The following is a 14036-nucleotide window of genomic DNA, read 5'->3' on the forward strand; positions in this document are numbered from 1 at the left end:
CAACGGATCGAAGTCATTGCGCCCATGCAGTACCGCCTCAGGCCCCTCCTTCTACTGATCTGTAGCGTTTTGCTTGCCTCACCCTCAGTGGCGGAACAGCGCAGCATCAAGGTCGGCGTGTATGCCAATGAACCGAAAATAATGCTCGGTCAGGACGGTCAGCTGTCCGGCATATTCGGCGATCTGCTGCGTGAGATCGCCCGCCATGAAGACTGGCAGCTGCAACCGGTAGCCTGCGAATGGCAGCAATGCCTGGAGCTGACCCGCAGCGGGCAGATCGACCTGATGCCGGATGTCGCCTGGAACGATGAACGCGCGCAGATCTTCGACTTCCACAAACTACCGGCGCTCTTCAGCTGGTCGCAGATCTACAGCCAGCAGGACCTGCGCCTGAATTCCCAGCTCGACCTCAATGGCCGGCGCATCGCGGTGCTGGCCGGTTCGGTGCAGGAAGCCTACCTGCTCACGCTGCTCGACAGCTTTGGCCTGCGCGCCGAACTGCTGCCCGTGCAGAGCCTGCAGCAAGGCTTCGAAATGGTCGCCAATGACAACGCCGATGCCGTAGTGGCCAACCAGCGTTTCGGTGACTACAACGCCGAGCGCTTCGGCCTGCGCAGCACGCCGATCATGTTCCAGCCGGCGCGCCTGTTCTTCGCCACCCGCAAAGGCCAGAACGGCGATCTGCTGGCAGCCATCGACAGTCACCTGAAGACCTGGCAGGAGCAGGCCGACTCGCCCTACTACCAGATCATCCAGCGCTGGGGCAGCGAGCCGCCACAGCTGAGCATTCCAGCGAGTCTGTGGTGGGCCCTGGCCACCCTTGCCAGCCTGCTGCTGCTGGCACTCGGCGGAGCCGTTGTACTGCGCCGCCAGGTGGCCCGGCAGACCCGCGACCTGAGTGCCAACGAGTTGCGCCTGAACACCATCCTCGACAGCGTCGAGGCCTACATCTACATCAAGGATCCGCAGCTGCGCTACCAGTACGCCAACCAGAAGGTCTGCGAGCTGTTCGGCCAGCCGCGTGAACAGGTGTTGGGGCAGACCGACAGCAGCTTTTTCGATGAAGCCACCGTCAACAACCTGCGCAACAACGACCTGCGCGTCTTGCAGCAGGGCGAGCGGGTACAGCTCGAAGAGATCAATCGCAGTGTCGACGGCCAGTGCGAGAACGCCTACCTGTCGGTGAAGCTCCCACTGCGCCGCCCGGACGGCAGCATCTACGCCCTCTGCGGCATCTCCACCGACATCACCGAGCACAAGCGCAACCTCGAACAGATCCACCAGTTGGCCTTCTTCGATTCGCTCACCGGCCTGCCCAATCGGCGCCTGCTGCAAGACCGCCTGCAGCACGCCCTGGCCTACCACGCCCGCACCGGCCAGGAAGGCGCCCTGCTGTTCATCGACCTGGACAACTTCAAGACCCTCAACGACACCCTCGGCCACGCCATGGGCGATTTGCTCCTGCAACAGGTGACACTGCGCCTGAGCGGCCAGATCCGCGCAGAAGACAGCCTGGCGCGCCTGGGCGGCGACGAGTTCGTGCTGATGCTGGAACGCCTGTCGACGGATTCGGCGCAGGCCCTGATCGAGATCGAGGCCGTCGGCAGCAAGCTGCTGACCAGCCTGGCCGCGCCCTATGATCTGCAGGGCCATGCCCACACCAGCACGGCGAGCATCGGCGTGGCGCTGTTTTCCGACAGCCACAGCACGGTGGAAGAACTGCTCAAGCGCGCCGACCTGGCCATGTACGAGGCCAAGGCCGCCGGGCGCAATGCGCTGCGCTTCTTCAACCAGCAGATGCAGACCGCCGCCATGGCACGCATTCGCCTGGAAACCGACATGCGCCAGAGCATTGCCGCGCAGCACTTCCTGCTGCACTACCAGCCCCAGGTCGACCAGCATGGCCAGCTGATCGGGGCCGAGGCCCTGGTGCGCTGGCAGCATCCACAGCACGGGCTGATTCCACCGGGCGAGTTCATCCCGGTGGCCGAAAGCACCGACCTGATCCTTCCGCTGGGACGCTGGATCCTGCAGGCGGCCTGCCGTCAGCTGGTGGCCTGGAGCAGCGACCCGGCACTGGCCGAGCTGCCCCTGGCGGTCAACGTCAGCGCCCGCCAGCTGCACCATCCCGGCTTCGTCGCCGATGTGCTGGCCATCCTCGCGGAAACCGGCGCCAACCCCAAGCGCCTGGAACTGGAGCTGACCGAGAGCCATCTGGCCGCCGACATCGAGGAAATGATCCGCCGCATGCTGCAGTTGCAAAGCCACGGTGTACGCTTCTCCCTCGACGACTTCGGCACCGGTTACTCCTCCCTCGGCTATCTCAAGCGTCTGCCACTCAGCCGGCTGAAGATCGACCGCTGCTTCGTCCGCGACCTGCTCAGCGATGCCAACGACGCTGCCATCGTGCGCACCATCGTCGCCCTGGGGCAGAGCCTGGACCTGCAAGTGATCGCCGAGGGGGTGGAAACCGTCGAACAGCGTGACGCCCTGCTGCAATCGGGCTGCTCGCTCTACCAGGGCTACCTGTTCGCCAAACCCGGCCCGGCCGCCGACCTGCAAGGCTGGGTGGCAGGCGCCAGGCGCGCCGGCAACCGCTGAGCGGCTGTCGGGATGGTTGCTGAAGCATTCAGAGTACAACCGTACACTTGAATTCCGTATAGTGCCGCGACTGGTCCTGCCTGCCAGCCCACAGTCACCGCGGTTCGAGGTCGCAACACATGTATCACGGGGAAAAATTCAACGCCTGGACTCACCTGATCGGCGCGCTGCTGGCCGCCGTCGGCGCCATCTGGCTGCTGGTGCTGGCCAGCCTCGACGGTGAGCCACGCAAAATCGTCAGCGTGGCCATCTACGGCCTGGCCCTGGTCCTGCTCTACAGCATCTCCACGCTCTACCACAGCCTGCGCGGACCGAAGAAGCTGGTCATGCGCAAGCTCGACCACCTGTCCATCTACCTGCTGATTGCCGGCAGCTACACGCCCTTCTGCCTGGTCACCCTGCACGGCCCCTGGGGCTGGTGGCTGTTCGGCATCGTCTGGGGCCTGGCCCTGGTCGGCATGCTGCAGGAGATCAAGCCGCGCTCGGAGGCGCGGGTGCTGTCCATCGTCATCTACGCGGTGATGGGCTGGATCGTACTGGTGGCCATCGAGCCACTGCTCGCCGCCCTGGGCCGCGACGGCTTCATCTGGCTGGCCAGCGGCGGCGTGTTGTACACGGTGGGCATCATTTTCTTCGCCTACGACAGCCGTTTTCGCCACTGGCACGGCATCTGGCACCTGTTCGTCATGGCCGGCAGCCTGCTGCACTACGTGGCGATACTGCGCTACGTGCTCTGAGCACCGGTTTGCGAGCGCCTGACTCGCAGCCATACCGCGTTAAAAGCGGCTGTTACTCCCGTTGGTCGTGGCGCCTTGGCTAGCTCTAGTCCAAAAGGTTGTAAACAGGTTGTGAGCCGTTAGCCGCGCAAGCCAGCACCGTCGGTCACCAGCCCTGGCAATTCCATCCTTATGTGCGATACCGAACAGAGCGCAGTTTTCAGGTGCGTATGCTGAACCGGTTGTACCGCTCACTTCTAGGATGGAGATCGTCATGGCAGAAGCCATAATGCCCCAGCACAACCACCTGCTGGCGGCCCTTTCGGGCGAAGTACAGCAACGCTTGTTCCCCCACCTGGAGCCGGTCGAGATGCCCCTCGGCAAGGTGCTCTACGAGTCCGGCGACACCCTGCGCCACGTGTACTTCCCCACCGATTCGATCGTTTCGCTGCTGTATGTCATGGAAAGTGGCGCATCGGCGGAGATTTCCGTGGTCGGTAACGAGGGCCTGGTCGGCGTCGCCCTGTTCATGGGCGGTGAAAGTACGCCGAGCCGCGCCATCGTGCAGAGTGGCGGCCACGCCTATCGCCTGCTGGGCCAGCGCCTGAAGGACGAGTTCAACCGCCATGGTGAACTGCTGGTGCTGATGCTGCGCTACACCCAGGCACTGATCACCCAGATGGCGCAGACCGCCGTGTGCAACCGCCACCACTCGATCGACCAGCAACTGTGTCGCTGGCTGCTGCTGTCGCTGGACCGCCTGCCGGGTAATAACCTGACCATGACCCAGGAACTGATCGCCAACATGCTCGGCGTGCGCCGCGAAGGCGTCACCGAGGCGGCCGGCAAGCTGCAGCGCCAGGGCGTGATCGAATACAGCCGCGGGCATATCACCGTCATCGACCGGCACAAGCTCGAACAGCTGAGCTGTGAATGCTACGAGGTGGTCAAGCGCGAAACCGATCGCCTGCTGCCCTATCTCCCCCAGCGCAAGACCGCCGGTCTTCCCAGCACTGCCTAGCAGCGAAACCCGCAACTACGTGCAGTAACGTACAGATCGCCTGCGGCTCGTCGCGCAGACTGCGGATACGGGACTGCCAAGCACCCTTCCCGCGCCACAGTCGGCTCGCCCGGTGCTGCAGGACTCTCCCATGCTCACAGCTCAGCCACCGCCCGTCAGCAATCTGCTGCTCGACGGTTTGCCACGCAAGGAACGCAACAGAATCCTGCACGACTGCGAACAAGTCGAACTGGTATTCGGCAAGATTCTCTGCGAGGCCGAGCAGCCTTTTCGCTACCTGTACTTTCCCCTGACCGGCTTCATTTCCCTGGTCGCCACCCTGGGCGAACATCCGCCACTGGAGCTGGGCCTGATCGGCAACGAAGGCATGCTCGGCGCCACCCTGGCCCTGGGCATCAACGCCGCGCCCTGCCGTGCCGTGGTGCAGGGCCCCGGCAGCGCCTGGCGCATCAGTGCCACGCAGTTGCGCCAGCTACTGCCGGAATGCCCGCGCCTGCTGCGCACCCTCAAGCGCTATCTCTATGTGCTGCTCACGCAGCTGGCGCAGAACGCCGCCTGCGGCCACTTCCACGAGGTCGAGCCACGCCTGGCGCGCTGGCTGCTGATGACCCATGACCGCGCCCATGCGGACAACTTCCACCTCACCCACGAATACCTCGCCGAAATGCTCGGTGTGCGCCGCAGCGGCGTGACCATTGCCGCCGGGGCCCTGCAGTTGCGCCAGTTGATCCACTACAGCCGTGGACAGATCACCATCCTCGACCGCCTGGGCCTGGAGGCCGCCGCCTGCGAGTGCTACAACGCGCTCAGCGCCGACTATTCGCGACTGTTCAGCGCACCGGCCGCGGCGCCCGTGTGAGTGGCAGGCACACACCCCGGACTGCATGGATGCAGTCGTCTCCCGTAAACGGGAGAGGGGGCAAAAACGCAGCGAACCTGAATGCCCGCATGGGGTTGGCGCTGCGCACGGCACATCCTAGGGGAGATCAAAGCCAGACTCTCAGTCCACCGGCGCCAGTGCAGCAGCCTTTCCGCTGGCCTCGCTGGCCAACAGCAGGGTGGCGAACTGCATGGCCACCAGGCCCTGACCGAACAGAAAGCCCTGCCCTTCGCCACACTGCTCGGTCTTGAGAAAGAGCAGCTGCGCCTGGTCTTCCACGCCTTCGGCGACCACCTGGTAATGCAGGCTGGCGCCCATGGCGATCACCGCGCGCACGATAATGCCGTTGCCGTGGGCGGCGCTGATGGCATGCACGAAGGACTTGTCGATCTTCAGCACATCGATGGGGAACTTCAGCAGGTAGCTCAGGCTGGAATAGCCAGTACCGAAATCATCGATGGCCAGTTGCACGCCCATGGCCTTGAGCTGATGCAGCACCGTGGCACTGGCGTCGGCATCGCGCATCAGCACACTTTCGGTGATTTCCAGCTGCAGGCGCTCGGGCGCCAGGCCGGTTTCCTGGAGAATGCTGCGCACCCCGTCGACGAAGCCCGGATGGCGAAATTCCAGGGCCGATACATTCACCGCGATCGAAGGCAGCACTATCCCCTCAGCCTCCCACAGGCAAGTCTGCCGGCAGGCCTCGCGCAACACCCATCGGCCAATCTGCACGATCAGCCCGCACTCCTCGGCCACCGTCATGAAGCGCTCGGGCAAGGTCATGCCCCACTGCGGATGCACCCAGCGCAGCAAGGCTTCGCCACCGGTGATGCTGCCCGTCTGCAGGTTGACCTTGGGCTGGTAGTGCAGCACCAGCTCATGCCGTTCCAGGGCACGCCACAGGCTGTGCTCGATGACCTGACGCTCGACCGCACGCACGTTCATGTCGTGCTTGAAGAACTGGTAGTTGTTTCGCCCCGCTTCCTTGGCGTGGTACATCGCCGTGTCCGCGTTCTTCAACAGGGCTTCGGCGCTGCCGGCATCGGCGGGATACACGCTGATGCCGATGCTGCTGGTCACCCGCAGTTCGTGCTGGTCGATGCGATGGGGGATGGCCAGCGCGGCGAGGATCTTCTGCGCGGTGAGGCTGGCATCCTGCATGTTGCGCCCCTCGGCCAGCAGCACGACGAACTCGTCGCCGCCATTGCGGCTCACCGTGTCCGAGCTGCGCACGCACTTGGCCAGGCGCAGCGCCACCGACTGCAGCAGCTTGTCGCCGGCGCCATGGCCGAGTGAGTCGTTGATGTGCTTGAAGTTGTCCAGATCGAGAAACATCAGGGCGATGGAGTTACCGCTGCGCTCGGCCAGGCTGATCGCCTGGGCGATGCGGTCGTTGAGCAGCACCCGATTGGGCAGTTTGGTGAGGAAGTCGTGCTGCGCCAGGTAGGCCATCTTCATGGCCATGGCACGCGCCGCGGTGACATCGTGGAACACCACCACCGCCCCGCTGATCTGGCCATCGGGATCATGGATCGGTGCGGCCGAATCCTCGATCGCCACATTGCTGCCATCGCGGCGAATCAGGATGGTACCGGCGGCCATGCCCACCTCGGCGTCCTCCTGCAGAACCTGGTCGACCGGGCTGGGCACAGCAGCGCTGGCCCCGCTGATCAGCTGCAGAACCTGCGCAATCGGTTGCCCGCGCGCCTCCTCGCGCGTCCAGCCGGTCATACGCTCGGCCGCCAGGTTGAGGTAATCGATACGGCCTTGCAGGTCGGTGCCGATCACCGCATCGCTGATCGAGTTGAGGGTGGTTTCGGCCCGTGCCTGCTCCACCAGCAGGCGCGCCTCGACCGTCTTGCGCTGGATGATATTGCTCAGCGACTGGGCCACCAGGTAGCTGGCGAACCGCCCCTTGAGCAGATAGCCCTGGGCCCCACAACGTAGCGTCTCCAGCGCCAGCGGCTCGTCCTCCGGCGCACACAGGGTGAGGATGGGCAGATGCGGCACGGCGGCGAAGACCGCCAGAAAGGTAGCGATACCCACGCTATCGGGCAGCGCCAGATCCAGCAGTACGGCGTCGATGCCAGTGCCCTCGAGGCGCTTGAGGGCCATTGCCAGGTGGGTGACCCGTTCGCTGACGAAAGAACCATCCGCCGCATCCAAAAGCATGTCCTGCAGCCCGCTGCAGTCGGTGGCATCCGCCGTGACAATCAGCACTCTGTAGCTCATAACCACACTCCTTTGCCGGAAATATTGCTCCACGCCACTAGCGACTACATGAGTTCCACGGACGCTGCGTCTTAACGCAGGGAGCTGAGGGTATTGCTGATGATCACTTCCACACGCCGATTCAACTGGCGACCGGAGGCCGAATCATTGCCCGCCACCGGGGAGTTCTCGCCCTTGCCGGAAGCATCCAGGCGGCTGGAAGCCACGCCCTGGCGCTGCAGGTAGGCCTTGACCGACTCGGCACGGCGCTGCGACAGGCTGAAATTGGCGTCGTCGCTGCCGACATTGTCGGTGTGCCCTTCGATCAGCACATCGCGCTCCGGATGCTGCTGGAGAAACTGCGCCAGCCGGCCCAGATCATTGGCGCCGGCACTACGCAACTCCGAGCCGCCGGTGGTGAACAGCAGGTCACCGATGGTCATGACCATGCCGCGTTCGGTCTGCTTGGCATTCAGCGCATTGAGTTGGCGCAGCAGCTCATCGGCCTCCGCGGTGCGCGAATCCAGGCGTGCCCCCTCGCGCTGCTGGCTGAGCAGCTGGCGCTGGTCTTCATAAAAGCGCGCCTGCGCCACGGCACGGGCAATTTCCACCTTGCGGTCGGCCATCACCACCAGATGCTGGCCCAGTGCCTGTTCCTCATCATTGCCTTTGCGCGGCTGTTCCGCGGCGATTACTGCGACTTCCGCGTCCTTGATGGCCACCGGGGCACGGTTGGCCAGCTCGGCATCACCTTGCAGCAGGGTCAGCTTGTCACGGGTGGCGGCAGCACCTTGGGGTGTGCTCGGTGCGGCGCAACCGGCGAGCGCCACACAGATGGCCAGCGCGCTGAAGAGATGGAGGTTCTGCACAGTGTTCATTGTTGTACTCCCGTGTTGCGTTGCATTTCCTGTTTCAGGCTGTCGGTACTTTTGCGCATCTCGTCATTCACCACCTTGGCTTTGGCGGCCTGGGACCGGGCCAGGGCCAGCTCGGCTTCGGCGCGCGACTGCTGGGCCAGGCGTTCAGCCAGCAGCATCTGGTCCAGCTCCACGGCGTTATTGGCGGCCAGCAGTTTGTCGCGGGCCACGCCCAGTTCCGGCGCGGCGTAATCGGCAACACGGGCGCGCTCGGCATTGCTGATCGCCGATTCGGCGGCCTGCAGGGCCTGGCTGGGCGGCTCAGGCGAGGCACAGGCGCCAAGCAACAGCAGGCCGGCACAGCCGCCGAGCAGGCGTAACGCGGTAGTGCGGTGAGTGGGTTGCGGGGTCAGGTTCATGGTGTTGTCCTCGAAGGCAACACCGCTGCGACAGGGCAGACGGTGCGTGGGGTGGGGGTGCGGACAAGCGCGCAGTTTCAGAAGCTGAAGCCGCGTACAACCGGGCGATCGCTGGCGCTGATGGCCGCCTGCAGTTGGGAACCTTCAAGCTCCACGGCATGCACGGGCTCCTGGCCGGGCAACCGCGCGTGCGCCTGCTCGAGGAGGTGCTCGACAAGTGCCACGCAACAGGGGGAATCGCTGCAGCCCTGACCATCGTCATGGGTCGCCAGCAAGCCCTGGCTATGCACGGCCAGGGCATAGGTCTTCCACACCAGAGCCTGCTGGCGTGCCGCCGCAGCGTCCTGGGACAGACTCAGGGCAACGGCCAGGCTGCCGACCGCCAACATCGCCAGGGCCAGGCCGAAGGCGAGCATCAGGGTGCGCGAATGGTTGGTCATGCGGCTTCTCCAACGGGCGTGACGGCTGCTTGAGGCGCCACGCCGAAAAAAGTGAAAACACCACTGAAAGCTCCAGATGCCACGGTCCACCGCGATGGACGAAGCGTCAGGCAATCTGGCTCAGCTCAGCTCAACACTTGCTCTTCTCGATGAACGCCTTGACCTGGGCATCGGCTTCGTCACGCGAGAAGGCGTAACGCGCCTGTAACAGCCCCGCTAGGCGCAGCGCCTGGCCTCGTTTGATCAGTCGCTGGTTGTCGGTGAAATGGCCCCAGGCCCGCGTGACAACCCCAATCTGCTGCTTGCATTGGCCGCACAACTGGGCGGCACTGGGCAAACCACTCACTGATACGGCTCGATGCTGGCAAAGCGCTCATCGTCCTCTGCCGGGCCCGAGTAGCCATCCAGCAGGTCTTCTTGCTCGCTACGCCTGGGTTCCTTGAGCTCCGGCCAGGGATTGAGCAACGGGTCGTGCTGTTCACCCGGCAGCGGCTGCTGCCGCGGATCACCAATTGGCGGCGGGGCGACATCCGGATTCGGCCGCTCGGCAGGCGGAGCAGGTATTACCGGCAGCTGCGGATCAATCGGCGTGTGCATGGTGACCTCCTGTAGAACCCCCGGCAGCGAGTAAAGGACGCAACTCGGGATGAAGACGATGGCAGTCCGCCCAGGGCCCGTCCGTACGCTGGCGCGCATAAGCGCAGCTAATTCCCCCTTAAAGTGAAAAATATTGGCGTCCGTTCGCTGACGCACAGACGCTCTGGCCCGCGGCGCCCAGGCTGTGGGCAGTTGCCGTTTCGTTCACGGCCGCGACGAAATGACAACAGCCCCTACAGTCACCGCGTCAACCGACTCGCCTTACCAGCGGTTGCGCCCCCGCCGCCTGGCGGCGATGCCATCCAGAAGGAGTCAACCATGCAAAATCCGACCAATCCCAACGAGCCCGGCAACATCGGCCAAGGCAGCAACAGTTCCAAAAGCAACCATGCAGGCCAGCAGTCCAGCGTTTCGCGCGAGTTTCACAACTTTCTCGCGGACATCGAGGACCTGATCAAGGAAACCACCTCGCTGACCGGCGAAGACCTGGCCCGCGCGCGGGCCAAGATCAATGCCCGGATCGCCAGCGCCAAGGCCAGCGCCGAGGACATGGGAGAAACTGTTGTGCAACGTGCCCGGCAGACCGCCACCGTGACCAACGCGTATGTCCACGAGCAACCCTGGAAAGCTGTCGGCGCCAGCGCCGCCATCGCCTTCCTGTTCGGTCTCGTGATTGCTCGTCGCAACTAGCCATAGCCTGCCTGTGCAATGACCCATCAACCTGAGGAGCAAGCGGCGCCCGTCGATGAGACGCGCGCCGATGCGCAAGCCCACCTGGGCCCGCCCCCTAACGACCTGAGTCTGTTCGCAGTGCTGCGTCTGCTGCGCTCGGCAGGCCGTGCGCTGCTGGCGCAAACGGCCCTGCATGGGCAACTGGCGCGCGTGGAGTGGGCAGAAGAACGCAATCGCCTGCTGCAGATGCTGTTGACCCTCCTGTTCGGCTTCGCCTGTGTCCTGATGCTGCTGCTGTTGTGCAGCACCCTGGTACTGGTGCTGAGCTGGGCTACCCCGTATCGCATCCCCGCATTGCTCGGCCTGCTGCTGGTGCATGGGCTCGGCTGCGCCATCGCCTGGTACCGCCTGCGGCTGCTGGCCGCACGCAGCAGCGAGAGCTTTGCCGCTACCCGCGAAGAGCTGGCCGCGGACCTCGCCCTACTCAAGAGCCGGTTATGAGCAAAAATCCCGACATGCCCCTCAGCGAACTACGCCTGGCTCTGCGTCAGCGCCTGTTCCTGCAACGCCAACGCATCCGCCACCTGCTCGCGCCCAGCGGCCCGGCTGACGATGTATTCCCCCGCAGCGTGACCATGCGCCTGATCACCCAGCGCCCGGCCGCGGCCTTGCGCCTGGCTTCGCAAGTGGCCCTGGTGCTGTTCGGCCCGCGCCTGGTGCGCGGCCTGGGGGGTGCCCTGCTGCTGGCGAAGCTGCTGCATTCGGCGACGCACAACCCGCCGCGACTGCCCGCACCCGACGACGAGCGCTAGGGTCTGTTGCCGTTTCGCCGCGACCGCGACGGAACGGCAACAGACCCTGGCATTGTCACTCAAGGGTCGAGGCGTGCGGCGTCCAGGGTTTGACCGGCAGGGTTTCCAGCAGGTCGGCCAGTTCGTCGGCGTGCTCCTCTTCCACCGCAAGAATGCCCTTGAGCAACAGGCTGGTGGTCGGGTCCTCATCGCCGAGGTACTGAATCAGCTCGCGATAGCTGTCGATGGCGATGCGCTCGGCCACCAGATTCTCTCGAATCATCTCCAGCAGAGAAGCGCCCGCCACGTACTCCGCATGGCTGCGGCGGCTCAGGCTGTCCGGGGCGAAATCCGGCTCGCCGCCGAGCTGCACGATGCGCCCGGCCAACAGGTCGGCATGTGCCTGTTCCTCGTTGGAGTGCAGGAGGAACTCATCGGCGACGCTTTTGCCGTGAATCCCCCGCGCCATGAAATGGTGGCGTCGGTAGCGCAGCACGCAGACGATTTCCGTGGCCAGGGCTTCGTTGAGCAACCTGAGCACCTCGCTGCGATCAGCACTGTAACCGGCGGTCACTGCACCTTGTTCGATATGTTCACGGGCCTGCTGGCGCAGGGTTTCGACACTGCTTAAAAGCGCTTTGCTCTGCATGACGGTCACCTTGTCTGTGGGCTGTCCAGCTTGCCCGCGGCGCCTGGCCCAGTCGGTGCGCCGGCGTACAGAGTTCAGCGCCTTGCCACGGCGCTGGCGTGCGCAACAGCCACTGCGGCTAGCGGGCCCGGCTCGGTGCCTGGCGGACTCAGTTCGATGGCGTACAGACCGTGCCCATAGCGGCCGCCCAAGATGAAACAAACCACAGCAGCAAGCGCTGCAGGAGGTCACGCAATGAACGGCATGATCGAATCCCACCTGGTTCAGCACATCAACGCACAGTGCCATCCACAGCTGCTCTATCTGCACAAACTCAGCGGTATCCGCTACGCGGCCACCTACGAGTCGACCTGCAGCTACGAGCTCAGCCCGATCCACGGCGAGTCGCAGCACGCCAGCATCCAGGAGCTGGCCAATTCCGAGGTCTGGCAGTTGCTGCCCTAGGCAGGCAAACCTGGCCACTTCCTACCCGGCAAGGCGCTCCGGCACCCTGCCCCTACAGCATGAGGTATGAGCATGAGCAGCTTCAGTATCGAAGGTTGGTGCAAACCCAGTGGTGCAGAACAATCCACGCCGATCGAGCACATCGAGTTCTATCTGAACGGCGACGACCACCGGCACCTTGAACAGGCCGAAGAACAGCTGCAGCAGGGCCACGCCAAGGAAGTCATGGTCGAGGTCGACCTGGACACGCTGGACCTGCACCTGCCCGTGGGTTACGGCCCGCTGGCCGACTGCAAGCTGCGCGTCTATCTGCGCGAGGATGACCAGCGCGGCCAGTTCCACCTGGTCGGCCATCGCCTCAACGATGGCAGCCTGATCTACAGCAACGCGGTGCTCATCGATCAACTGATGTAACAAACAAACTGACTGCACCCTCCCGCAGGGTACGCCACGCGCACCTGGGCCGACGCGGGCTTGCAGAAATCGTAGGGTGGATGACGCTCTGCTCATCCACCACCGGCTCCCCCGGTGGATCGATGAAGCGCGATCCACCCTACGCGGCTACCCGCTCGCGCATCAGCCTGGCAAGCGCTGCAGCCAGGTCTCAAGGGCACGCATCACCGGGGCCGGCGCGGGTTTGCAGAAATCGTAGGGTGGATGACGCTCTGTTCATCCACCACCGGCTCCCCCGGTGGATCGGTGAAGCGCGATCCACCCTACGCGGCTACCCGCTCGCGCATCAGCCTGGCAAGCGCTGCAGCCAGGTCTCAAGGGCTCGAATCACCGGGGCCGACGCGGGTTTGCAGAAATCGTAGGGTGGATGACGCTCTGTTCATCCACCACCGGCTCCCCCGGTGGATCGATGGAGCGCGATCCACCCTACGCGGCTACCTGCTCGCGCTCAGCCTGGCAAACGCTGCAGCCAGGTCTCGAGGGCGCGGGTGACCGCCTGCGGCTGCTCCAGGCAGGACAGGTGGCCGCATTCCTTGATCATCACCAGTTGCGCGCCGACGATGGCCGTGGCCAGCTCCTGATGCAGGGTCAGCGGCGTGATGACATCTTCCCAGCCGCACAGCACCAGGGTCGGACAGCGGATCTGCACCAGCCCCGGGCGGCTGTCGATGCGCCCGAGCATGGCCTTCTGCTGGCGCAGAAACACGTCTCGACCGAGGCTGTGGGCCATGCCCGTGATCACCTCGATCAACGCCGGGTCGCTCAGGTGCGCAGGGTGCACAAACTTCGGCAGCAGGCTGGCGACCAGCGCGGCAAAGTCCTCTTCGGCTTGCCCCATCAGGTCGACGCGGGCCCGCTTGGCTGCGTCGCTGTCGGCCTGCGCGCTGGTATCCAGCAAGGCCAGGCCGAGCACGCGCTGCGGGGCGCGGCGCATGATCTCCAGGGCGACATAGCCGCCCATGGACAAGCCCGCTAGGGCAAAACATTCGTCAGGTGCCTGGGCCAGCACCTGCTCGGCCAGCCCGGCAATGGAGTCGGCCTGGCTCAGATCGGCGACCGTTATATGGGCCAGGTCGGCCAAGTCCGCCGCCTGGTGTTGCCAGAGCCGCGCATCGCAAAGCAGTCCCGGCAGAAGGAGAAGATGTGGCTTGTGCATGGGCATACCCTCGCGAAGGTGCCGACGCCCGGAACCCCATGGCCCCAGATCGATACACTCCAGCATGCACCGACAGCGCCGGGCTCCACCGTGCGCCAGCGCACCCAGGCCGGCCGCTCGCGCCAGCGT

General features: G+C 64.6%; 17 protein-coding genes. 9 read left to right on the forward strand and 8 right to left on the reverse strand.

Features of this window, described 5'->3' with window-relative positions:
• Positions 1-69: 69 nt before the first annotated feature.
• The 4 genes from HNE05_RS14435 (at position 70) to HNE05_RS14450 (ending at position 5197) form a co-directional block, all read left to right on the forward strand.
• Entirely contained in the window at positions 70-2601 is a 2532-nt protein-coding gene (locus tag HNE05_RS14435) for an EAL domain-containing protein (protein ID WP_219637195.1), read from the forward strand.
• Between the two features lie 119 nt (positions 2602-2720).
• Positions 2721-3338 (forward strand): PAQR family membrane homeostasis protein TrhA, encoded by a 618-nt coding sequence (gene trhA, locus HNE05_RS14440; protein ID WP_173208615.1) that lies wholly within the window; start codon positions 2721-2723, stop codon positions 3336-3338.
• Positions 3339-3591: 253 nt separating this feature from the next.
• Positions 3592-4338, forward strand: coding sequence for a Crp/Fnr family transcriptional regulator (locus tag HNE05_RS14445; RefSeq protein WP_173208616.1), 747 nt, complete (start codon positions 3592-3594; stop codon positions 4336-4338).
• 130 nt (positions 4339-4468) lie between these two features.
• A complete protein-coding gene (locus HNE05_RS14450) occupies positions 4469-5197 on the forward strand; it encodes a Crp/Fnr family transcriptional regulator (protein WP_173208618.1) in 729 nt (242 codons plus the stop codon).
• Positions 5198-5338: 141 nt separating this feature from the next.
• On the opposite strand, the gene HNE05_RS14455 is transcribed toward HNE05_RS14450, so the two are convergent.
• The 6 genes from HNE05_RS14455 to HNE05_RS14480 form a co-directional block, all read right to left on the reverse strand.
• The gene (locus HNE05_RS14455) at positions 5339-7450 is read right to left on the reverse strand and encodes a putative bifunctional diguanylate cyclase/phosphodiesterase (RefSeq protein ID WP_173208620.1); all 2112 of its coding nucleotides are present in this window, start codon (positions 7448-7450) and stop codon (positions 5339-5341) included.
• A 71-nt stretch (positions 7451-7521) separates the two neighbouring features.
• Positions 7522-8307, reverse strand: a complete 786-nt coding sequence (locus HNE05_RS14460) for an OmpA family protein (RefSeq protein WP_173208622.1) — start codon at positions 8305-8307, stop codon at positions 7522-7524.
• Positions 8304-8705: a DUF4398 domain-containing protein gene (locus tag HNE05_RS14465; protein ID WP_173208623.1), complete on the reverse strand. Its 402-nt coding sequence runs from the start codon at positions 8703-8705 to the stop codon at positions 8304-8306. The genes HNE05_RS14460 and HNE05_RS14465 overlap by 4 nt, the downstream gene beginning before the upstream one ends.
• A 77-nt stretch (positions 8706-8782) precedes the next feature.
• On the reverse strand, positions 8783-9145 hold the full coding sequence (locus tag HNE05_RS14470) for a hypothetical protein (protein WP_173208626.1): 363 nt from the start codon (positions 9143-9145) through the stop codon (positions 8783-8785).
• 130 nt (positions 9146-9275) lie between these two features.
• Positions 9276-9491 carry a CsbD family protein gene (locus HNE05_RS14475; protein ID WP_219637196.1) on the reverse strand — a complete coding sequence of 72 codons (216 nt, stop codon included), beginning with the start codon at positions 9489-9491 and terminating at the stop codon, positions 9276-9278.
• Complete coding sequence (locus tag HNE05_RS14480; protein WP_173208628.1) at positions 9488-9742, reverse strand: hypothetical protein; 255 nt, start codon at positions 9740-9742, stop codon at positions 9488-9490. Before HNE05_RS14480 ends, HNE05_RS14475 begins: the two co-directional genes overlap by 4 nt.
• A 318-nt stretch (positions 9743-10060) precedes the next feature.
• On the opposite strand from HNE05_RS14480, the gene HNE05_RS14485 reads away from it, so the two are divergent.
• Genes HNE05_RS14485 through HNE05_RS14495 form a run of 3 tightly spaced genes read left to right on the forward strand, consistent with a single transcriptional unit; the run spans position 10061 to position 11226 of the window.
• Entirely contained in the window at positions 10061-10432 is a 372-nt protein-coding gene (locus HNE05_RS14485; RefSeq protein ID WP_173208630.1) for an ElaB/YgaM/YqjD family protein, read from the forward strand.
• Between the two features lie 18 nt (positions 10433-10450).
• Positions 10451-10915 carry a phage holin family protein gene (locus HNE05_RS14490; protein WP_240008762.1) on the forward strand — a complete coding sequence of 155 codons (465 nt, stop codon included), beginning with the start codon at positions 10451-10453 and terminating at the stop codon, positions 10913-10915.
• Positions 10912-11226: a hypothetical protein gene (locus HNE05_RS14495; protein ID WP_173208632.1), complete on the forward strand. Its 315-nt coding sequence runs from the start codon at positions 10912-10914 to the stop codon at positions 11224-11226. Before HNE05_RS14490 ends, HNE05_RS14495 begins: the two co-directional genes overlap by 4 nt.
• A gap of 55 nt (positions 11227-11281) precedes the next feature.
• Here HNE05_RS14495 and HNE05_RS14500 read toward each other — a convergent pair whose 3' ends face one another.
• Positions 11282-11854, reverse strand: coding sequence for a ferritin-like domain-containing protein (locus HNE05_RS14500; protein ID WP_173208634.1), 573 nt, complete (start codon positions 11852-11854; stop codon positions 11282-11284).
• 234 nt (positions 11855-12088) lie between these two features.
• Here HNE05_RS14500 and HNE05_RS14505 point away from each other — a divergent pair, with 234 nt between their 5' ends.
• Both HNE05_RS14505 and HNE05_RS14510 read left to right on the forward strand, forming a co-directional pair.
• Positions 12089-12298 carry a hypothetical protein gene (locus HNE05_RS14505; protein WP_173208636.1) on the forward strand — a complete coding sequence of 70 codons (210 nt, stop codon included), beginning with the start codon at positions 12089-12091 and terminating at the stop codon, positions 12296-12298.
• A gap of 72 nt (positions 12299-12370) precedes the next feature.
• Complete coding sequence (locus tag HNE05_RS14510) at positions 12371-12712, forward strand: hypothetical protein (protein WP_173208638.1); 342 nt, start codon at positions 12371-12373, stop codon at positions 12710-12712.
• A 487-nt stretch (positions 12713-13199) separates the two neighbouring features.
• Here the strand turns inward: HNE05_RS14510 and HNE05_RS14515 are convergent, their stop codons facing one another.
• Entirely contained in the window at positions 13200-13907 is a 708-nt protein-coding gene (locus tag HNE05_RS14515) for an alpha/beta fold hydrolase (RefSeq protein WP_173208640.1), read from the reverse strand.
• Positions 13908-14036: the final 129 nt, after the last annotated feature.

Source organism: Pseudomonas campi (assembly GCF_013200955.2).
GTDB lineage: Bacteria > Pseudomonadota > Gammaproteobacteria > Pseudomonadales > Pseudomonadaceae > Aquipseudomonas > Aquipseudomonas campi.